Source organism: Proteus sp. G4415 (genome assembly GCF_963896075.1).
Taxonomy (GTDB): domain Bacteria; phylum Pseudomonadota; class Gammaproteobacteria; order Enterobacterales; family Enterobacteriaceae; genus Proteus; species Proteus mirabilis.
Genome location: NZ_CAWQOK010000003.1, coordinates 1 through 21,582, shown reverse-complemented (window position 1 = coordinate 21,582; position 21,582 = coordinate 1). Strand labels below are relative to the sequence as shown.

The following is a 21,582-nucleotide window of genomic DNA, read 5'->3' as shown; positions in this document are numbered from 1 at the left end:
TTATTTTGTTTATTTCATTGATTTCATTAGTTTTTATCAACAACGAAAACTTACCTCTAAAATATAAAATTGCACTTAGCGGTGGGATGATATCTTTTATCTATATATTTAGCGCATACCATTCATTTGGTAGTCTATATCTAGCAAACAAAATAACATATGTATTTATAAAAATAAAAATAAAAAAACTAATCACTTACATTTTCAGAAAGTAATAATCTAAACTTATTTAGCGATTATTTTTACTTCAGAGCTAGTTAAAAGAAAAGATAAGAAGCCCCCTCCTGAAAGAAGTTTCAATTAATACCTAAGTAATAGTAGCCTCATACTTTATATATTCACAGTATCAATTCAATGCTCCCTTATTCAAATTATTTGGATCCTCAGATTAAATTCCTCCGCTTTTTTACTTAGCTTAATTGCGTAAACTGTGTTCAACAACTTTAGAGAAGGAAACACATTATGATTTATTTACGCAAAGCAAATGAAAGAGGCCACGCTAATCATGGTTGGCTAGATAGCTGGCATACCTTCTCTTTCGCAAGCTATTACGATGCTAACTTTATGGGATTTTCCGCCTTACGCGTCATTAATGAAGATAGAGTGATGCCCGGTGAGGGTTTTGGTACCCATCCTCATAAAGATATGGAAATTTTAACCTATGTGCTTGAAGGTAATATTGAGCATAAAGATAGTATGGGTAATAAAGAAAATGTACCCGCCGGTGAATTTCAAATAATGAGCGCAGGTACAGGTATCACTCATTCCGAGTACAACCCAAATAGTGATAAAGGCCTGCATTTTTATCAAATTTGGATCATGCCTGATACCACCGGTATTACACCACGTTACGATCAACGTCGTTTTAATACCACAGAGAGTAAACAGCTTATTTTGTCACCAGATGCACGTGATGGCTCGTTAAAAGTGTTCCAAGATATGACGCTGTGGCGTTGGAACCTAAAAAAAGGAGAAGAGGCACAATATCAGCCAGAAGCAGGAAGAAATATTTGGTTGCAAGTCGTTAAAGGAAAGATAGCAATTAATGACATTATTGCGACCACCAGTGATGGCATCGCCATCGCGAATGAAGATATTATCTATTTCGTTGGTGATGAAGACAGTGAAGTCTTGCTGTTTGACTTACCTCCTGTAACAGCATAGTTGGGCTACCAACCTAAAGCCACTTTTTCTCAAACAATTTATTTCACTTTGTTTTCTTGTTAACTCCCTGAGATGTCTTTCATCTCAGGGAATTTTTTATCAATAAAACCAATAACTAGCGTTTAGGGCCCACTTTTGTTAACGCTTGCCCTACTGGCGTATCAGTATATTTATCAAAGTTTTTCACAAAGCGATCAGCAAGATCGTCCGCTTTAACATCCCATTGTGCTTTATCCGCATAGGTGTCTCGAGGATCTAAAATTTCGCTATTAACGCCAGGAAGCGCTGTTGGGATCGCCAAATTAAATACAGGCAGAGTTTGAGTCTCCGCTTTATCAATATCACCATTTAAAATGGCATCAATTATCGCTCGAGTATCTTTAATTGAAATACGTTTGCCCGTACCATTCCAGCCCGTATTCACTAAGTAAGCTTGTGCTCCACAAGCCTGCATACGTTTTACTAACACTTGAGCATATTGTGTTGGATGGAGTGATAAAAATGCTGCCCCAAAACACGCAGAGAATGTCGGTGTTGGCTCTGTCACACCACGCTCTGTGCCAGCAAGTTTCGCAGTAAAGCCTGATAAGAAGTGATATTGTGTTTGCTCGGGTGTTAAACGAGCAACCGGAGGTAGCACCCCGAAGGCATCGGCGGTTAAGAAAATGACTTTTTTAGCATGACCCGCTTTCGATACCGGTTTGACAATATTATCAATATGATAGATTGGATAAGATACACGGGTATTTTCTGTTTTTGAGCCGTCATCAAAATCAACACTACCATCTGCTAATACCACGACATTTTCTAATAAGGCATCACGTTTAATGGCACCGTAAATATCTGGCTCAGCTTCTTTTGATAGATGGATAGTTTTAGCGTAACAACCTCCTTCAAAGTTGAATACACCATCATCATCCCAGCCATGTTCATCATCACCAATCAGTTTACGCTTAGGATCTGTTGATAATGTCGTTTTACCTGTCCCTGACAAACCAAAGAAAATGGCTACATCACCACTTTCGCCAACGTTTGCCGAACAGTGCATAGAAGCAATACCCTTTAATGGCAGGAAGTAGTTCATCATAGAGAACATACCTTTTTTCATCTCTCCGCCATACCAAGTACCACCAATTAACTGAATGCGTTCAGTTAAGTTGAAAGCAACGAAATTTTCAGAGTTTAATCCCTGCGCTTTCCAATTTGGATTGGTACATTTAGCACCGTTCATCACAATAAAGTCAGGTGTAAAATTTTCTAACTCTTCTTGCGTAGGGCGAATAAACATATTCTTAACAAAATGCGCCTGCCAAGCCACTTCGGTGATAAAACGCACTTTTAATCGCGTATCTGCATTAGCACCACAAAAGGCATCAACGACAAACAAACGTTTGCCTGATAGCTGCTCAGTAACTAATGATTTTAAATCAGCCCATACTTGCGGTGAAAGTGGTTTATTATCATTTTTACCTTTGCCCTGATCAGCCCACCACACAGTATCACGAGTAACATCATCACGAACAATGTATTTATCTTTCGGAGAACGTCCAGTAAAAATCCCCGTATCAACAGCAATAGCGCCTAACGAGGTTAATGTGCCTTTCTCATAACCTGTTAATCCTGGCTTAGTTTCTTCTTCAAATAATAAGTCATAGCTAGGGTTATAAATGACTTCACTAATGTCATGAATACCGTACTGCTCGAGATCCTTAGGGGTAAGACCTTTAACGTTCATAGTTTTGCTCCTGATAAATAGGCTTTTCTATGAGCATTATTAAGGTGTTACAACTAATTAACAGCGATTGTTATCAATATTTTGAAAATTTATATTTTTTTTATGTTAATAACGAGAACTAATGCACAAATCTACAGAAAAATTGTTGAATAAAAAAGGACGCAAAATAGCGTCCTTTAGGGTGATTTACGTTGCTAAATCGAATCAGTGCAAATTAGAGCTAGATAATTTATTGATATTATTAATATCTTCTTCAGTGAAGATATAATGAGCACCGCAATATTCACACTCCATATCAATTTTACCCTGTTCTTGTAACAGATGAGCTACATCTTCTTTAGATAATGTTACTAATGTATCTTCACAACGTTTACGAGAGCACGTGCAATGGAACGCTATCGGCTGTGGATCATATAATGTCACATCTTCTTCATGATATAAGCGATGTAAAATCTCTTTAGTATCAAGTGTAAACAGCTCTTGAGCCTTAATGGTGTGCGTAAGTTGTGTTAATAGCTCAAAGTGTTCTGCTGTCTCATCAGCACTATGTTCTGCACTCGCAGGTAAGGCTTGTAATAACATACCTGCACCCGCCGCTTTTCCATCTTGCAGACCTGTGCGGATAAAGACACGGGTAGGTAACTGCTCTGATTGATTAAAGTAGTTATCAATACAAGCTTCTATCGTTTCACCATCCAACGCTACAATACCTTGGTAACGCTCACCTTTTTTAGGTGTGATGGTAATAACCATAAAGCCATTGCCCATCATCTCTTTTAAGCTGCTACCGGCTTTAACATCATCACTAAAACGTGCAACACCGCGCATCTGTTGTTCATTATTGCCGTTAATAACCACTAATCGTACTGGGCCATCACCTTGTAATTGAACGGTAATATCACCATCAAATTTCAGCGTAGCTGTTAACAAACTTGTCGCGACCAATAAATCACCTAACAGGTGTTGAACTGGCTCAGGATAATGATGATTTTCAAGTATTGATTGATAGGTTTCCGTTACGGTAACTAATTCACCACGTACCGCGCTTTTTTCAAATAAAAAGCGTGATAAAGCGTCTTTTTTAGACATAATCTTCTCTCATTGCTGGGGAGCGGTTTAATCCGATCCTGGTAAATTTGTCTGTTTCAAGCGAAGTAAGGTGCGTCTTTCCTTTTTATCAGGTCGACGTTCGGGATGAGGCATCGTTAACGCATTCATTTTTCTTGCTAGAGCGATTTTTTCTCTCTTGGCAATACTCTCTGGTGTTTCACAATAGAGCAATTGTGCTTGGGCCGCCCCTAGGCGCTGTGCACTCACCATTAAGACTGTAACTGTCCGTTCATCATTACCTTGTCGTAAGCGTATTTCAGCCCCAACTTCAACATTTTTACTTGGCTTGCCTCGCACACCATTGTAATGGACTTTACCCCCTTCAATCATAGTGCGAGCAATGGCACGCGTTTTATAAAAACGTGCAGCCCAAAGCCATTTATCTAAACGGACAGCGCTTTCTTGCGATGGTTGACTCATCCCTTTCTCTCCTTAACTTCAACTTCTTCATGAAGGCGATAGAGTAAACACATTGCCTTCCACAACAAGGAACTTACTGAGGAGGGCGATAAAAACAGTGCTCGTAATATTGACTGATTTTATGCATGCGTTGATTATTTTGTCGCCGGCGCCGGATGATAAAAAATAAATTCAGGATCAAAAATCCAATAGCAAAGAATAATAATAACGTATTACCGATATAATATAACAGGGTCATTGAGTCAGGCATGCTATGCAAAAAGATTTGTAACGTGCCATTCGCATCAATTACCATCCCCGTTATTACACCTCCAGTATTAAAAGGTGTGTGTAATAAAATATCAGATAATCGCTGTAATTCTCGCCATTGCTCTAATGGTGTAGGTTCAAATACAGAGTTGGTATTTGAAGCATAATCAACGAGCTGTTTTCTTTCATCACTGATTAAAAGCACACCACCCGGTGGTGGACTATTTAACAGTATTGCGGCCTTATCTATTTCTCGGTAGATAAAAGATGATGTGGTGGTGTCAACGAGCTTTTCCAAGGCCTCAGCACTAACAGCACGTAATAAAACATTGGTTCCTGTTAATTTGCCACTTTCTGCACGTTGAACTAATGATGGCCAATCATTGACATTACTTAGGTTTACCAAGGCCATTTTAAGCCGAATACATTCATTTTCTCTCGGGCATAAATCTTGTGTTTTCAAGATAATGCCATCAAAATTATCCAAAAGATTCATGCCAGATTTAGTAATAGCTTGACCTAAGCTTGGGTTTACACGGTTGTTAGAAACGGGGTGTAGCTGCTCTTCAACCAAATATAATAATGCTGCCGCTTTTTCAATCGTACTAGACTCAGGCATTGGCATTGGGTTGCTGTTGTTCCAATAAATCCCCGAACAATCAAAAGGTGCAAATATTGTTTTATTATTCTTACTGGAAAGGTTTGGAGGCATATAACACATTCCGACACCTTTGGCCTGAATAATATCCCCTACATGCAACTTGGCCGTTTCTAACTCCGTAAAGTTAGTCACTAAATGAGGTTCACTCTCTTTTATCCATGAAAAAGTTAACTTCATTGATAATGATAACGGTTGATAGAGATACAGCATACCTATAATAAATAGGCTACAAACAACAAAGATAATATTTTTAATGTAACGCTTATACGGATAGTTTTTTTCTTCATCATGCAATGATAAATAAGGCCCTTGCTTGATAACATGATGATTAGGATACATTTCTAAATAGGTCACCTTATCAATATCATTTTGAATATAAGGTTCCCAATGTGGAGGATAAACTAAATCAATTCCCCCCAACGAAATATTTTTTACCTGCCCATGATCAAAATTACCAAACAGTCCCCAGCGTTTTAAACGCCCTTTAAAACATTGTACTTCTTGTTTTCGTGATTTGATGATGGGTCGATAAATAAGAAACAAGCCTAAAACAAGAAAAGTCCCTCCCGCAGCCATTATCCAAGGGAGAAAGACTTGTGGCATCATTAATGCCGTTAACCATAAGATTAACCCTAAGCAAATTAACGAGCCATTCCAAAAACCTGAAGAATGATGTAACCGATACTCTTCGTTGGTTTCTTGGCGAATATGTAATAAATGCGCCGCATCACCTTCATTTTTCTGGATAGTGGAAGTGCCATTTGACAGTATGGGTTCAGAAAGTTGTTTTAAACTTAACGCAGAAAAATGTGATTTTTCATCTTTAAGAAAATGGCCATTCACACCAATGACAATGGGGATAGAAGGAGTACAAACGACATCGAGGACATTTTCTTGTTGCAGATAAGGCACCAGTAATGGAGGAATATGGATCTCTACCGCATCAATGTAATAGCGCCAATGATTGAGCCCCTCTGATGATCCCGCAAACCGATTAACAATATTACGCAGTGTCGTAACGACTTCACCTTTAGTGGGTATTTCAGGAAAGTTTTGTAACGAATACCCAGAAGAAAACTTAGAGGTGCCAAAATAGGACAAATAGTCACTAATTACCCCATAATCATCTTGTGTTAGTTTACGGTAAGTCGGTTTGGCGAGGGATGGAAGATGATATGAGCCATCAAGCCGCCTTCTTTTAAAGAATAGAAAGGCGGCCATTATAAATAGGCTAATCATGAAGATAGCCAATATAATGACTGATAATCTCATTTTTTCCCCATACTCATGCTGGTGTTGCTTAGTAACAATAACAAATTTGAAATGCCACCTAACATAAGGCAATTCCTATTCTTTAGTTCTATTTTTTTATTAAAATACAATGAATTATATTTGTGTTGTTGCGTTATAATTTATATATATTATCAATTTTATATCCGCCAACCATGCCATTTTCAGATAAAATAGCGCATCAATAAATAATAATACTCCCAAAAAATCAATCAATAACTGGGTTTAGTAGCGGAGTGTACTCAATTTTCACTAAAAAGCTAAATCTAATTGTTGGATTTATTTTATCATTAATGTGTTAAATTCAGGTTAATCTCTATTCCTATCAGGGGCTGTTATGAAAGAACTAAAAAAACCGAATATACTCAATATTGATAACATTGCCCGTTCTCGGTTATTTCAGATCCAATCCGTTAATCTGGAATTTAGCAACGGCGAAAAACGTATTTATGAACGAATGAAACCCGCTAACCGGGAAGCGGTAATGATAGTCCCTATCATCAATGATGACCTGATCCTTATTCGTGAATATGCTGTTGGCATCGAAAATTATGACTTTGGCTTTCCCAAAGGGGCTATTGATGCGGGTGAAACCCCATTACAAGCGGCCAATCGTGAATTAAAAGAAGAAATTGGCTACGGTGCCGGCTCTTTAACCGAGATAGCTAAACTGTCTATGGCGCCCTCCTATTTTTCCAGCAAAATGAACATTGTTATTGCTCAAGATCTCTATCCTGAACAATTAGAAGGCGATGAGCCTGAGCCGTTAGTTCAAATACGTTGGCCTATCGCCAAGATGATGGACTTATTAGATCATCCCGACTTTACCGAAGCTCGTAATGTCAGTGCACTCTTTTTAGCACAACGTTATTTGCAACAAGTTTGTCCAAAATAATAATTGGCTCGCGATATCCAGATAAAATTAAGGCCACCAAATAGGGAGGCCTTGATATCTATCATCTCTTTTTATTAGAAAATAGCGCGTTACCACGCTTTCACCGCATCACCTTTATAAACTTCTTGCGCTTTTTGCAAAATTTCATCACTTTGGAAAACCGCGACGAGTTTTTTTAATCGTTCGTTATCTTTGTCTATGGCTCTGGCAACAATCAAATTAACATAAGGAGAATCGGTATTTTCCATAAATAAACCATCTCGTTTGGCTAATAATCCCACTTGTGAAGAGAAGTTATTATTGATGATGGAAAGGTAAATATTAGGATCACTTAACGTACGAGTTAGTTGTGGTGTATCAATTTCTGCAAATTTAAGTTTCTTAGGGTTTTCAATAATATCAAGTGTCGTTGGTAAATACCCCACCCCATCTTTTAATTTAATCAATCCTTGAGCCTGCAGTAATAATAAACTACGACCTAGGGTGGTTGCTTCATTAGAAATAGCGACAGTAGCACCATCAGGAAGCGCCTCTATGGTTTTGATTTTATTTGAATAAGCTGCAATAGGAAAAATAAAGGTTTTACCTATGATTTCAAATTGATAACCACGCTCTTTGCTTTGAGCTTCGTAGTAAGGTACGGTTTGGAACGCATTCACATCAACATCATTATTACGCAAAGCTTCATTAGGTAACACGTAGTCATTAAAGGTGATCACCTTGATATCTAATCCCTGCTTTTCTTTTGCCAGCTTAACAACTTCATCCCAAATTTGCTGATCTGGCCCTGTATTTATTGCCACTTTTAACGGTTTATCACCTTCATCTGGTGAGCAAGCGGTTAAAACCAATGAAGTACAGGCCAAAAGCACCACTAATAATAATTTTCTCATCTTCTCTCCAATAATCGACCATGTCACTCTTATTATTTATAACTTATTGTTATTATTAAGTTTAATGTTTTTATTATGCTATCAAGGGGACTACTTATACTATATAACAACACGTATTTAGACATCTAGACGTTTAGATAGTTATTTATAACGGGAAAGAGTGGAGAGATCAAAATAGATTTACACACAAAACATGAAATATTTTCATGTTGGAAGATGAGATGTATCTATATCTATTTATTAGATAACAAAAAGCGGGAAAAACAATCTGTTATCCCGCTTTAGTTATTCGTTAGATCGCTATTTAATCTAACTTTTTGTTTATTATATTAATCAAAATAGCTCGTTAGATTCGCCATTATCCTCAAAGATCCGTGTACCCACTTCACTTTTTGCTTTTTCTGTTGGCTGAGTGCCTTCAATAAAATACTCTTTCATTGATGGTCCATCTCCCGCCAACTTACCGGTATTGCGATCGATTTGAACAGCAACAACGCCTTTTGGCATCGGCATCATTTGTACCGGAACACCTTCTAAAGCAACTTTCATAAAGTCATTCCAAATAGGTTGTGCCGTTTTGGCACCCGCTTCACCACCCGTTGCGGCAGTTCGCCCTAAATTGCGACTACTATCATCAAAACCAATCCATGCAGTCGCCACAATATTAGCACCATATCCAGAGAACCAAGCATCTTTAGAGCTATTGGTCGTTCCTGTCTTACCACCGATATCTTGACGTTTTAAATCTCGCAATGCACGCCATCCTGTACCAGACCATCCCGGCTCACCAACGAGATTGGTTCTTAACGCATCATGCATTAGAAACGCCAGTGGCGTACTTATCACATGAGGAGCATATGGGCTTTCTTTGACTGTTTCAGCAAGAGGTGCTTGCTCTAACTCAATATCAGGCGCCGTTTCTGCCGGTTGCGCTTGCTGAGATTGTGCGACGTTTTCCATATAATCATCAGATAATGCAATAGAGCGCGTAGTATCACCATAAATCACGGGGATATCGGTACATTCAGGACAAGCGACTTTCGGCTCAGCAGTAAAGATCACTTCACCATCAGCATTTTCAATACGCTGAATAAAATATGGCTCAATGAGATACCCACCATTTGCCATTACCGCAAAACCTCGAGCCATTTGCATTGGTGTAAATGAAGGTGAGCCTAAAGCTAATGACTCTGTTCTATCTATATTTTGATTAGGAAAACCAAAACGCAATAGATAATCTGCAGCGTAATCAACCCCCATCGCCCGCATAGCGCGCACCATAACTACGTTTTTAGATTGACCTAAACCTTGACGTAAACGAATAGGCCCTGCATAAGTAGGTGGTGAGTTTTTAGGGCGCCAATCAGTTCCAGCTCCCGCATCCCAACGACTAATAGGTAAGTCATTTAGTAATGTCGATAATGTTAACCCTTTATCTAATGCTGCCGCATATAAGAAAGGTTTGATATTTGAACCAACTTGACGTAACGATTGAGATACGCGATTAAACTTACTCAATTCAAAATCAAAACCTCCCACCAGCGCAATAATACCGCCATTAAGTGGATCTAATGCGACAAAAGCTGCATTAACCTCAGGAAGCTGTGCTAATAACCAATCGTTTTCACTATTTTGTCGTACCCAAATTTGCTCACCAGCATGTACAACAGCATCAACTTTGCTCGGCGTGGCCCCTTGAGCCGTATCAGAAATAAATTTACGCGCCCAACGAACCGCTTTTAAATCGAGTGTTATTTTATCGCCATTTTTTAATACCACCTGAGCTTCTTTAGCATCAGCGGATAACACCACTGCGGGGATTAATGGGCCATAAGTCTGTATACCCTTTAGCTTATCGTTAATGGCTTTATCATCCCAAGGAGTTTGCCCTGCATGCCACAGCACCTCTTGAGCACCGCGATAGCCATGGCGCATATCATAATCAATAACATTATTACGTAGCGCTTGTTCAGCGGCTAATTGATCTTTGCGGATAACTGTAGTGTAAATTTTATAACCATCCGTATAGGCATTTTCGCCATAGCGCTGATACATCTCCATTCTGACCATTTCAGTCAAATAAGGCGCTGAAAAATCAATTTGTGGGGCGTGATATTTAGCCACAATAGGCTCAGCTTTAGCACTGTCATACTCTTCGCGGGTAATATAGTTCTCTTCCAACATGCGTTGTAACACTAAATTACGGCGTTTTAAGGCACGATCATACGAATAAAGTGGGTTTAGTGTCGAAGGGGCTTTAGGTAAACCTGCAATAACAGCCATCTCACTTAAGCTAAGATCATGCACACTTTTACCAAAGTAAACATATGCAGCAGCACCCACACCATAAGCGCGATTTCCTAGATAAATTTTATTGAGATAAAGTGCCAAGATCTCATCTTTAGTAAGCTCTTTCTCAATACGGATAGCCAAAAAGGCTTCTTTGATTTTACGCATTAATTTCTTCTCAGGTGTTAAGAAGAAATTACGCGCTAATTGTTGCGTGATGGTACTGGCACCTTGCGATGCTTGCCCCGATGTTAACGCAACAACAACAGCACGAGAGATGCCAATAGGGTCAATACCATGATGTTCACGAAAACGCGTATCTTCAGTGGCAATAAAGGCATTAATTAATTGCGGAGGCATCTCCTGCAAGGTAAGAGGCAAACGACGTTTTTCGCCATATTGCGCCATTAACTCTCCGTCTGCGCTAAAGACCTGCATAGGAGTTTGTAAACGAACATCTTTTAATGTCGCGACATCGGGTAGTTGAGGCTCGACATATTTATACATGCCATATATCGAGGCTGCTCCCAAAATTATGCAAGCAAAAACGAAGATGAAAAAATATTTTAAGAACTTCACCTTAAATTTCCCATGTAATGTGAATTGGGCAGTTTATAAACAAACAGTGCGTAGTATAAAGGTAACGCCTCTTGGAAAATAGGCTATTACACGTTCAATAGATATGGATATCATTTATGAAAACAGATAATTATCAGATTGGTATTGAAATTAATATCAATCATATCAATGCCGTTTTAGTATTTCAGCAGAATAAGCAATGGAAGATCAATGCATTTTGGCAATTCCCTTTACCTCTTAATGATAATATAGATGATATAAATTTAAGAACTATCTTAAAACGATGGCAACAATCTCTACCGCCAATCAACCGTGTTGCACTGGCATTACCCGATACAGTGGCAAGTTATCATACCATTGCTTTATCTAACCTGATTTCCCTGACACCAGCAGCCTATTATCGATTAGCACAACTCCGAGCCACATCTCATCAACAAGTCACCAAACAAGCGGTACAATTCGATTATCGGCAACATAACCAACATCTCGCCATCCATTTACATAACAAGACACTGATAGAGACTTATATTGCCTTATTCGCCAAAATAAACTTAACCATCACTGCGATTGATATTCCAGCTTGTGCGTTGCGTTATGTTGCCACACATCTCAACATATCGCCTCACAGCATATTAATTTTTTGTCAAAATAATCAAATGCTTTGGGTTTGTGCAGATAAAGAGATGCCCCATTACGGTACTCTTTCTTATCAAGACCACCAAGAGCAAGAAAAACAATTACAGCAATTACTCATCAAGCATCATTGGCCACAGGAGCAATGTTATTTCTCAGGTGACAATGCAGAATACTTTCGCCAACAAATGCCTATTTGGCCAACCCAAAAAGAGCGGCTATTTATGTCTATACCGCCCAAAAAGACGCTACCTCTAATTGCCATTGGTTTAGCTTTGCGTCCTTGGGAGACAGCATGTATCAAATAAATTTTCTTCCTTGGCGTCAAGCCTTATATCGACATCAAGCACAACGGTGGCTTTATTGGAGCATGATACTCGTTGTTATTACATTCAGTGCTTGCGGTTACTACGCTTATTATTTAGTACAACAAGTAAAAACACTCTCACTTTTACAATCACAATATCAAAAACGTGAGTACTCACTACAAAAGCAATATCACAATGACCAACATGAACAGAAAGTCACCCGCTTATATCAACAGCGTTATTGGCATTATTATCAACATTGGCTTCACTATTTAAGTTACCTCGCTTTCTTTCAAGCACTAGAAACACTGCTCCCTACGGAAGGTTATATCGCGCAGTTTTCTGAAAATGATGCAACATTTTCGCTTCAGGTGCGGCTTCCTTGTGAGCAGGCACTTACTTTTATATCTAAAGTTAACCAACACCCCAACCTAACATCATTAACACTCTCCTCTTTTCAACAGAGCAAACAAGATCCCCGTTACAGCGAAATAAGGTTTTCTGGTAAGTGGCAGAGTTGGCAATATCAAGTATCTCAACATAGGCATAGCGAACAAGATGTCGATAACAATGAAAATAAAGACTAATTGGGTAATTTATTTCGTCCTTTTACCTTTTTGGCAAAAGGCACTCTTAAGTTTAGCCCCTTCTATAATAGTGAGTTTGTTATGTTATTTATTCAGCTTTTCGGGCTATCAGCAGGACATAACCGCGCAACAACAGCTTATTAGCCAACACCAAACGCAGATACAACAACTGCAGTCGATATTGCATTCGTCTCCTGCTATAGCCTTATTAAAAGCGTTACAACATGACTATAAACTTCCACCACAAACAGGCTCAGCCTATCAGCGTTTACAACAGATAATCGATAACCATCACTTGATACCTCATAGTTGGCAACATAGTGTCGATAATAGTTTTAAGCTACGTTTTTCACTCTCTTACTCACAATTACTAACGTTATTAGCGCATCTACATCAAGCAGGTTGCGCTCTTTCTGCACTGCTCATTTCGCCTATCCCCCCTGATTTACTCTCAGTTGAATTGAATTTAGTCGACATAACGACACCAAATGTTCTAGCGCCTTTGAAGTCAGAGTGAAATATTATGAAAAGCGTCTTTTTTTATTTGCTGTTACTACTATCTATTTTGTGCTTTGCTGGTTTTGCTCAATCCAGAGATCCTTTTTATCCAGAACAACCTATTGATAGTAATAACACTCACCATTTCATTGATAAAACAGATAATAGTGAAACTCTTCAACACCAAAACAGCACATTACACCATCGTATCTACCCACTACAGTATGCTGATGTAACCACCGTGGCACAGCAGTTAACGAACTATGGAATTTCATTACTCAGTGATCATGGACGAATAGCCATAGATAAAGATTCAAATAGCTTATCCATTATTGATACAGAAAAAGCACATACTGAAATTTCTGATTGGTTAAAAATTAAAGAAACACCACAGCAACAGGTGCATATTACCGCACATATCATCAGTAGCAGTCAGGATGCGTTAAATGAGTTAGGAACGCAGTGGGGATTACTCAATATGAAATCGGCAAATTTAGAAGGTACATCAAACAATACTACAACACCCCATAACATAGCATCAGCACCGCTCACAGCACCTTCTCTTGCCGCATTGGCACTGCATCAAAAAACAAAAAACCCCTTACATTACATAGCCTTTAATATCGCCAGAATTAATAGTCGCCTTTTAGAATTAGAACTAAGCGCCTTAGAACAAGAGAAACAACTCGCCATCATTGCCAGTCCTCGATTAACGGCTGCACATGAAAAAACGGCATCTATCAAGCAAGGAACCGAAATTCCCTATGTCAGCAGAGATAACGACACCATCCGAGTTGAATTTAAAGAGGCTGTTTTGGGGATGGAGGTAACGCCGATCATTCAAAGAAGCAATAAAATTAGATTGCTATTAAAAATTAGTCAAAACACACCAGGTATTGCCTTAGTACAAGGAGGTAGTGAACACCTTTCAATAGATAAACAAGAAATAATGACAGAAGTTACTATTCATGATGGTGAGACTCTGATGTTAGGAGGAATATTTCAACAAAAGCAGCAACAGCATGCAGCAAAAATTCCTTTTTTATCTTCACTGCCATTACTAGGGATACTTTTTAGCCATAAGCGTGACCAACATAGTCGTCATGAATTGGTTATTTTTATTACACCCAAATTAATCTAATTTTCTTAGTGTGATTTATTTTTTTATTATAATACAAACAATTACCTTATTTCTGCCAAGATAAAACTGTAAGTTATTCATTGTTTTTTCTTATAATCTCTATTTATAGATTTGACGCTGAGGACGATTTAGCTTACAAGGGTTAGCTAATTGAGTGGGCCTGAAACATCACAACGATAATACGGATACATTTTATGCACTTCCTCTTTCTTGGAGGTAGGGCTTTTTATATGTAATATTGATCAACTGATGACAGAAAAGACAAAGTGATCAGATGCGGTTTTCCGGCTAAATTGTGTTAGAATCTCCGCATTGCCAACAAAGATAATATAATTTTTATAGGTCATATCTTGTTATGTACTGTAGGCAAAGGGATTTTTATCCTGTGTTGTCGCTTGCGACAACACGTGGTTATTTAATAGCGTTCTACTGAAAAAACTCAGTTTTAATATGAGAGTAGATACACACGTTATCAGGCGTGAATGAAATAAACACTCATAAATTTCAGTTTAGGTCCCGTCGCTGAATGAATTTGGCGGGGCGGGTTATCATTAACGAATATCTTAGTAATACCAAAAACATGGCAGAGAAACGTAATATCTTTCTGGTTGGGCCTATGGGTGCCGGCAAAAGCACTATTGGTCGTCAGTTAGCTCAACAACTTAGTATGGAATTTTATGATTCCGATCAGGAAATTGAGCGACGTACAGGTGCAGATGTAGGTTGGGTATTTGATGTAGAAGGCGAAGAAGGCTTCCGTCAACGTGAAGAAAAAATAATCAACGAACTTACTGAAAAGCAAGGCATTGTACTGGCAACAGGTGGTGGTTCGGTGAAATCAAGAGAAACCCGTAACCGACTATCAGCACGCGGTGTTGTTGTTTATTTAGAAACCAACATTGAAAAACAACTTGCTCGTACTCAGCGAGATAAAAAACGTCCTTTATTGCAAGGTGTTGAACCCGTACGTGATGTACTGGAAACCCTCGCAGAAGAGCGTAATCCTCTTTACGAAGAGATTGCTGATATCACCATTCATACTGATGATCAGAGTGCAAAAATCGTTGCAAATCAAATTATTGAATTATTAGAGAAAAACTAATAAATTCTTTAGATGAGATGAAAGTAAAGACTACTTGAAGAAGGCCGTTGCTATGGAAAAAATCACTGTGACTTTAGGTGAAAGAAGCTATCCCATTACCATTGCTTCTGGCCTTTTTCACCAGCCTGAAACCTTTTTACCTTTAAAAAAAGGGCAACAAGTGATGATTATCACAAATGTGACACTTGCGCCGCTCTATCTAGACAAGGTAACAAACACCTTAGAACAACAAGGTGTTTTGGTTGATAGCGTGATTTTACCTGATGGGGAACAGTATAAATCCCTGACGGTAATGAATGATGTCTTTACTGCATTATTAGAAAAAAATCACAATCGAGATACAACACTGCTCGCACTAGGGGGTGGTGTTATTGGTGACTTAACAGGCTTTGCGGCTGCAAGTTATCAACGTGGTGTACGTTTTATTCAAGTTCCTACTACGTTATTATCACAGGTCGATTCTTCTGTCGGTGGAAAAACAGCAGTTAACCATCCACTGGGTAAGAATATGATTGGTGCTTTCTATCAGCCTGCATCTGTTGTTATCGATCTCGATTGTCTTGCAACGCTTCCTCCTCGTGAGTTGTCATCAGGCTTAGCGGAGGTGATTAAATATGGCATTATTTTAGATAAAGACTTCTTTATCTGGCTTGAAAACAATATTGATAAACTGATAGCGCTTGAACCTAAAGCCATGGCTTACTGTATTCGCCGTTGCTGTGAACTTAAGGCACAAGTAGTCGCAGCAGACGAAAAAGAGACGAGTGGTCTACGAGCTTTACTTAATTTAGGTCATACTTATGGTCACGCAATTGAAGCACATATGGGATATGGTGTGTGGCTACATGGTGAAGCTGTCGCTGCGGGTATGGTTATGGCGGCTAAAACCGCACAAGATTTGGGTCAATTTACTCAGGCAGAAACTCAGCGAGTGATCCAATTACTTAAAAAAGCAAATCTTCCCGTCAATGGCCCTGATGAGATGCAACCTGAAGACTATTTACCTCATATGATGCGAGATAAAAAAGTTTCCGCGGGTAAATTGCACCTTGTATTACCAAAAGGTATCGGTCAATCAGAACTACGTGCGGATATCTCTCGCGAACAAGTGTATAAAGCGATAACATCATGCATTAATGCAAATTAAGCATACCATCACCTAACGAGAGATAAACTGGAAAGTCTATTTAAGGAAAATTCTGGTTAATAATCTCAAATGTGACGTTTCAGAAAAAGCGTTTCATCCTTATACTAGAGGTAATGGCTAACTTTCGCTTTTTGACGCTCTGACGGAGGGCATAATGGACGAGTTCAAACCTGAAAATGAAATTAAGAGTGGCGATAACTCACTCAAACCTGATACTTCGGATAGACCCGAACGTCGCACTAATCGACCTCGTAATAACCCATTAAAAAATGCTCGTTTCTCTGTATCCCGTCAACAGATGATGATAGGTGTTGGGGTACTGGTTCTCATTCTTTTAATTATTGCGATAAGCTCTGCGCTGAAATCACCAGACAGTGATAAAGAAACAACGGCCTCAACAACAGGAACAGAAAAGAATATTGAACTGTCTCAGCCTTCGGTAACATCAACAGACAATCAAACATCTACACCTCAGGAGCTGACGGGCCAACAAATACAGCAGCCTACAACGCAGCCATCTCAAAATCTCCCCCCAATGATTGACTCTCAAGGTCAACGTGTTGAGATCCCAGGAGATATTGTTGATTCACTCAATCAACAACAAGCGGGTGTTAACCAAGCTGTTAATCAACAACAGCAAAATACACAAAACCAACCGACAACGCCACAAACTCCGGTGACCAAACCGCAACCGGCACCAACACAAAAACCAGAGGTCAAACCTACACCAACCAAGCCGGTAACACCTCCTGCAACCACACAGACTAAGCCTGTGGCAAAACCAACCACAAAACCCGTTGCATCAGGAGCCTTATCAGCAAATAACCTAGCAGCCATTCCTGCAACAAATTATACTTTGCAGCTAAGTGGTGCGAGTCGCCAAGATACGTTAGAAGCTTTCGCTAAAAAAAATCTTAATGGAAACTACGCTATTTATAAAACCCAGCGTAATGGTAATCCTTGGTATGTACTCATCTATGGTAACTATCGTAATATAAGCGAAGCAAAACAGGCCGTGGCTTCATTACCGGCGGCTGTGCAAGCTAAAAAACCTTGGGTTAGACCTATGAAACATGTTCATCAGGATCTAAAAAAATAAGTTAACGATGTTCACCGCTGATATGCTGTCTGAAACAGAGTACAATCGGCGACTCTGAAACGATTGAGAAATTTGGACGGCATGAAAAAAAAACGCGCATTCCTAAAATGGGCTGGTGGTAAATACCCTTTGGTAGATGACATTAAGCGTCATCTACCTCAAGGTAACTGTTTAATTGAACCTTTTATGGGTGCTGGCTCTGTATTTTTAAATACAGAATATGATTCATATATTCTTGCCGATATAAATAGCGATCTCATCCATCTCTATAATACGGTAAAACTGTATCCTGAAAAATTTATGAAGGATGCTCAACTATTATTCACTCCTCAGATGAATAATGCAGAAGAGTTTTATCAACTACGACAAGACTTTAATCAATCAACAGATCCATACCAACGCAGTGTACTTTTTCTCTACTTAAACCGTCATTGCTACAATGGATTATGCCGTTACAACTCCAAAGGAGAATATAATGTTCCTTTTGGTCGCTACAAAAAACCTTATTTTCCAGAAGACGAATTGATTTGGTTTTCAGAAAAAGCGCAAAAAGCCTTATTTGTCTGCCAAAGCTATTCATCAACCATGACAAATGCCACCAAAGGTTCTGTTGTATACTGTGATCCACCTTATGCACCGTTATCACCGACGGCAAATTTTACCTCATACCATACAAATAGCTTTAGTTTCCAAGAACAACAGCATCTAGCTCAACTTGCCTCAATGTTGGCTTACGAGAGACAGATACCCGTGTTAATATCAAATCATGAAACTGCGTTAACAAAAGAGTGGTATGTAGACGCGAAAGAGCTACATAGTGTGAAAGTCAGAAGAACAATTAGTAGCAACACACTAGGTCGTAGCAAAGTGAACGAATTACTAGCCTTATATAAATAATCGTTAACACTTCCCGACAATGGGAGTGTTGTCAGGAGAACGCGATGAAAGATTTTCTGATTGCCCCTTCTATTTTATCTGCAGATTTCGCCCGCCTTGGTGAAGATACGGAGAAAGTGCTCGCTGCAGGTGCTGATGTGGTTCATTTTGATGTAATGGATAATCACTATGTCCCTAACTTAACGTTCGGTGCACCAATTTGTAAAGCGCTACGCAACTACGGGATCACAGCACCTATTGATGTCCACTTAATGGTAAAACCGGTTGATCGTATTATTCCTGATTTTGCACAAGCAGGAGCAACCTATATTTCATTTCATGCCGAAGCCAGTGAGCATGTTGATCGCACTATTCAATTAATCAAAGATTGTGGCTGTAAAGCAGGTTTAGTCCTTAATCCTGCCACGCCTCTCAACTATCTCGATTATGTAATGGATAAATTAGATCTTATTCTTCTGATGTCAGTAAACCCTGGCTTCGGTGGTCAATCATTTATACCAAAGACACTCGATAAATTACGTCAAGTTCGCAAGATGATTGATGATGGTGGCTATGACATTCGTTTAGAAATTGATGGCGGTGTCAAAGTTGATAATATTGCCGAAATTGCTCAAGCAGGTGCGGATATGTTTGTTGCTGGCTCTGCTATTTTCAATCAGCCAGATTATAAACAGGTTATCGACAATATGCGCCGAGAATTAGATAAGGTATCGAAATGACAGAAAAAAAACTCAAAGGTATTCGTGCTATCGCTTTTGATCTTGATGGTACACTAACTGACAGCGCTGTTGGGCTAACAGAAGCCACAAACTATGCACTAAAAGCAAAAGGCTTCCCAACAGTGGATAAACACCATGTCACCATTTGGGTTGGTAATGGTGTTGATATGCTATTAAAGCGCGCCCTGCACCATTGTGGTGTTAAAGATGTCACCGATACTTTATTAAAAGAGGTACGTGATCTCTTTGATGAGTGCTATGCAAACTCTGTCAAAACAGGAAGCAATCTATTTCCACACGTTAAAGAGACACTAGAAAAACTTGCTTCGTATTCTCTCTCCTTAGGCATAGTGACGAATAAACCCACTCCTTTTATCCAACCACTGTTAAAGCAATTAGGTATAGACAACGACTTCTCATTGGTGCTTGGTGGTGATGATGTAAAACAAAAAAAACCCCATCCAGCGCCATTATATTTAACAATGGGCACGTTTGGTGTTAAAAAAGAAGAGCTTCTTTTTGTCGGAGATTCCCGTAACGATATTATCGCCGCACAAGCAGCACAGTGCCCTTGTGTGGGGTTAACTTATGGTTATAACTACGGTGAACCCATTGCAGATAGCAAACCCGATTTTATACTCGACGATTTTGCTGATTTGCTCTCTATCCTTGATATTACGTCAATGACAACAGTGGAACAGAACTAACATGACGACTTCAGTAGAAAAAAAGGCTCAAAAGCCTATTGTATTCAGTGGTGCACAACCTTCTGGTGAGTTAACTATCGGGAACTATATGGGAGCACTACGTCAGTGGGTACAAATGCAAGATGACTACGATTGCATTTACTGTATCGTTGACCAACATGCCATCACTGTACGCCAAGATCCTACCGAACTGCGAAAAAGAACCTTAGATACACTGGCTCTTTATCTCGCTTGTGGCATTGATCCTGAAAAGAGCACAATCTTTGTACAATCTCATGTTCCACAACATGCACAATTAGGCTGGGCGCTAAACTGCTACACCTACTTTGGTGAATTAAGCCGTATGACCCAATTTAAAGATAAATCAGCTCGTCATGCTGAAAATATCAATGCGGGATTATTTGATTATCCGGTCTTAATGGCAGCCGATATCCTCCTTTATCAAACCAACCAAGTACCGGTTGGCATTGACCAAAAACAACATCTTGAATTAAGCCGTGATATTGCCCAACGCTTTAATGCCATCTATGGGGACATTTTCACCGTACCCGATCCTTTTATTCCAAAAGGTGGGGCACGCGTGATGGCATTACAAGATCCCGCTAAGAAAATGTCTAAATCTGATGATAACCGCAATAATGTTATCGCTTTACTTGAAGATCCCAAAGCGGCGGCGAAAAAAATAAAACGTGCTGTTACAGACTCAGAAGAGCCACCTCGCGTTGCGTATGATCTAGAAAACAAAGCCGGTGTCTCTAACTTATTAGATATTTTAGCGGGTGTAACAGGTAAAACTATCCCTGAACTCGAAGCTGAATTTGAAGGCAAAATGTACGGTCATCTAAAAGGCGCGGTTGCTGAGGCTGTATCAGATATGCTGACAAATATTCAAGAACGCTTTAACACCTTCCGTAATGATGAAGCACTATTAAATAAAATCATGAAAGAAGGTGCCGATAAGGCGAAAGCGCGCGCTCAAACAACCTTAGATAAGGTTTATGAGGCTATTGGGTTTATTGCTCACCCATAATCGTTATTACAGGCCAGTTGACATCCTCCACGCCCTAAAGGACGTGGAGCCCTACTGCGTTCAGACTGATGTCTGAATCACCTCGGCGGGTTCCTGCTTCGACGGGCGGTCTCCTCCACAGGCAAGCACGGCATGTCCTGCCGCTAAAATGTTACGTGCCCCGTTGATATCAGCATTCGCTGTATATCCACATTCAAGGCACTCGAATTGACTTTGTGACTGGCGGTTTTCCTTTGCTGTATGACCACAGCAAGCGCACTTCTGACTGGTGTAGGCTGGTGGTATTGCCAGTACCTGACCTCCTCGCCAGAGCTGCTTGTACTCAAGCTGACGGCGCATTTCATACCAGCCCTGTTCCAGTATTGATAAACCAGATTTAGCTTTTACGTTCCGTCCATGCCGTTCTGTCGTACCTTTTGCCGATTTAGA

At 39.5% G+C, this 21,582-nt stretch carries 20 protein-coding genes; 13 read left to right on the top strand and 7 right to left on the bottom strand.

What is annotated here, in order from left to right; translation table 11 throughout:
* The first annotated feature begins 462 nt into the window (after positions 1 to 462).
* On the top strand, positions 463 to 1,164 hold the full coding sequence (locus tag AACU95_RS00215; RefSeq protein ID WP_004249849.1) for a pirin family protein: 702 nt from the start codon (positions 463 to 465) through the stop codon (positions 1,162 to 1,164).
* Positions 1,165 to 1,279: 115 nt separating this feature from the next.
* On the opposite strand, the gene pckA is transcribed toward AACU95_RS00215, so the two are convergent.
* The 4 genes from pckA to umoB form a co-directional block, all read right to left on the bottom strand.
* The gene (pckA, locus tag AACU95_RS00210; RefSeq protein ID WP_004246655.1) at positions 1,280 to 2,899 is read right to left on the bottom strand and encodes a phosphoenolpyruvate carboxykinase (ATP); all 1,620 of its coding nucleotides are present in this window, start codon (positions 2,897 to 2,899) and stop codon (positions 1,280 to 1,282) included.
* A gap of 204 nt (positions 2,900 to 3,103) precedes the next feature.
* A complete protein-coding gene (gene hslO / locus AACU95_RS00205; RefSeq protein ID WP_004246652.1) occupies positions 3,104 to 3,988 on the bottom strand; it encodes an Hsp33 family molecular chaperone HslO in 885 nt (294 codons plus the stop codon).
* 27 nt (positions 3,989 to 4,015) lie between these two features.
* The gene (hslR, locus tag AACU95_RS00200) at positions 4,016 to 4,429 is read right to left on the bottom strand and encodes a ribosome-associated heat shock protein Hsp15 (protein ID WP_004246651.1); all 414 of its coding nucleotides are present in this window, start codon (positions 4,427 to 4,429) and stop codon (positions 4,016 to 4,018) included.
* A 73-nt stretch (positions 4,430 to 4,502) separates the two neighbouring features.
* Positions 4,503 to 6,611 carry a flagellar biogenesis regulator UmoB gene (umoB, locus tag AACU95_RS00195; protein ID WP_004249850.1) on the bottom strand — a complete coding sequence of 703 codons (2,109 nt, stop codon included), beginning with the start codon at positions 6,609 to 6,611 and terminating at the stop codon, positions 4,503 to 4,505.
* 355 nt (positions 6,612 to 6,966) lie between these two features.
* On the opposite strand from umoB, the gene nudE reads away from it, so the two are divergent.
* Complete coding sequence (nudE, locus tag AACU95_RS00190) at positions 6,967 to 7,524, top strand: ADP compounds hydrolase NudE (protein ID WP_004246647.1); 558 nt, start codon at positions 6,967 to 6,969, stop codon at positions 7,522 to 7,524.
* Between the two features lie 89 nt (positions 7,525 to 7,613).
* On the opposite strand, the gene AACU95_RS00185 is transcribed toward nudE, so the two are convergent.
* Together AACU95_RS00185 and mrcA are read right to left on the bottom strand one after the other, a co-directional pair.
* Entirely contained in the window at positions 7,614 to 8,417 is an 804-nt protein-coding gene (locus AACU95_RS00185; protein ID WP_004249852.1) for a MetQ/NlpA family ABC transporter substrate-binding protein, read from the bottom strand.
* Between the two features lie 333 nt (positions 8,418 to 8,750).
* Positions 8,751 to 11,285: a peptidoglycan glycosyltransferase/peptidoglycan DD-transpeptidase MrcA gene (mrcA, locus tag AACU95_RS00180; RefSeq protein ID WP_012368592.1), complete on the bottom strand. Its 2,535-nt coding sequence runs from the start codon at positions 11,283 to 11,285 to the stop codon at positions 8,751 to 8,753.
* 116 nt (positions 11,286 to 11,401) lie between these two features.
* On the opposite strand from mrcA, the gene AACU95_RS00175 reads away from it, so the two are divergent.
* The 11 genes from AACU95_RS00175 to trpS all read left to right on the top strand — a co-directional run bounded on the left by AACU95_RS00175 (position 11,402) and on the right by trpS (position 21,153).
* Positions 11,402 to 12,226, top strand: a complete 825-nt coding sequence (locus tag AACU95_RS00175; protein ID WP_012368593.1) for a hypothetical protein — start codon at positions 11,402 to 11,404, stop codon at positions 12,224 to 12,226.
* Positions 12,214 to 12,813: a PilN domain-containing protein gene (locus AACU95_RS00170; protein ID WP_012368594.1), complete on the top strand. Its 600-nt coding sequence runs from the start codon at positions 12,214 to 12,216 to the stop codon at positions 12,811 to 12,813. Before AACU95_RS00175 ends, AACU95_RS00170 begins: the two co-directional genes overlap by 13 nt.
* Complete coding sequence (locus AACU95_RS00165) at positions 12,797 to 13,330, top strand: hypothetical protein (protein ID WP_012368595.1); 534 nt, start codon at positions 12,797 to 12,799, stop codon at positions 13,328 to 13,330. The genes AACU95_RS00170 and AACU95_RS00165 overlap by 17 nt, the downstream gene beginning before the upstream one ends.
* Before the next feature lie 6 nt (positions 13,331 to 13,336).
* Positions 13,337 to 14,452: a secretin N-terminal domain-containing protein gene (locus AACU95_RS00160; protein ID WP_004246639.1), complete on the top strand. Its 1,116-nt coding sequence runs from the start codon at positions 13,337 to 13,339 to the stop codon at positions 14,450 to 14,452.
* Positions 14,453 to 15,032: 580 nt separating this feature from the next.
* Positions 15,033 to 15,554 carry a shikimate kinase AroK gene (gene aroK, locus AACU95_RS00155; RefSeq protein ID WP_012368596.1) on the top strand — a complete coding sequence of 174 codons (522 nt, stop codon included), beginning with the start codon at positions 15,033 to 15,035 and terminating at the stop codon, positions 15,552 to 15,554.
* 52 nt (positions 15,555 to 15,606) lie between these two features.
* Positions 15,607 to 16,701 (top strand): 3-dehydroquinate synthase, encoded by a 1,095-nt coding sequence (gene aroB / locus AACU95_RS00150; RefSeq protein WP_161737135.1) that lies wholly within the window; start codon positions 15,607 to 15,609, stop codon positions 16,699 to 16,701.
* A gap of 154 nt (positions 16,702 to 16,855) precedes the next feature.
* On the top strand, positions 16,856 to 17,800 hold the full coding sequence (locus AACU95_RS00145) for an SPOR domain-containing protein (RefSeq protein WP_004246636.1): 945 nt from the start codon (positions 16,856 to 16,858) through the stop codon (positions 17,798 to 17,800).
* 81 nt (positions 17,801 to 17,881) lie between these two features.
* Positions 17,882 to 18,697, top strand: coding sequence for an adenine-specific DNA-methyltransferase (dam, locus tag AACU95_RS00140; RefSeq protein ID WP_004249858.1), 816 nt, complete (start codon positions 17,882 to 17,884; stop codon positions 18,695 to 18,697).
* Between the two features lie 44 nt (positions 18,698 to 18,741).
* Positions 18,742 to 19,416 (top strand): ribulose-phosphate 3-epimerase, encoded by a 675-nt coding sequence (rpe, locus tag AACU95_RS00135; RefSeq protein WP_004246629.1) that lies wholly within the window; start codon positions 18,742 to 18,744, stop codon positions 19,414 to 19,416.
* The gene (locus tag AACU95_RS00130; protein WP_004249859.1) at positions 19,413 to 20,123 is read left to right on the top strand and encodes a phosphoglycolate phosphatase; all 711 of its coding nucleotides are present in this window, start codon (positions 19,413 to 19,415) and stop codon (positions 20,121 to 20,123) included. The genes rpe and AACU95_RS00130 overlap by 4 nt, the downstream gene beginning before the upstream one ends.
* A gap of 1 nt (position 20,124) precedes the next feature.
* Positions 20,125 to 21,153 (top strand): tryptophan--tRNA ligase, encoded by a 1,029-nt coding sequence (gene trpS / locus AACU95_RS00125; protein WP_004246627.1) that lies wholly within the window; start codon positions 20,125 to 20,127, stop codon positions 21,151 to 21,153.
* A 60-nt stretch (positions 21,154 to 21,213) separates the two neighbouring features.
* On the opposite strand, the gene AACU95_RS00120 is transcribed toward trpS, so the two are convergent.
* A partial coding sequence (locus AACU95_RS00120) for an RNA-guided endonuclease InsQ/TnpB family protein (RefSeq protein ID WP_161737134.1) occupies positions 21,214 to 21,582 on the bottom strand: 369 nt, incomplete at its 5' end.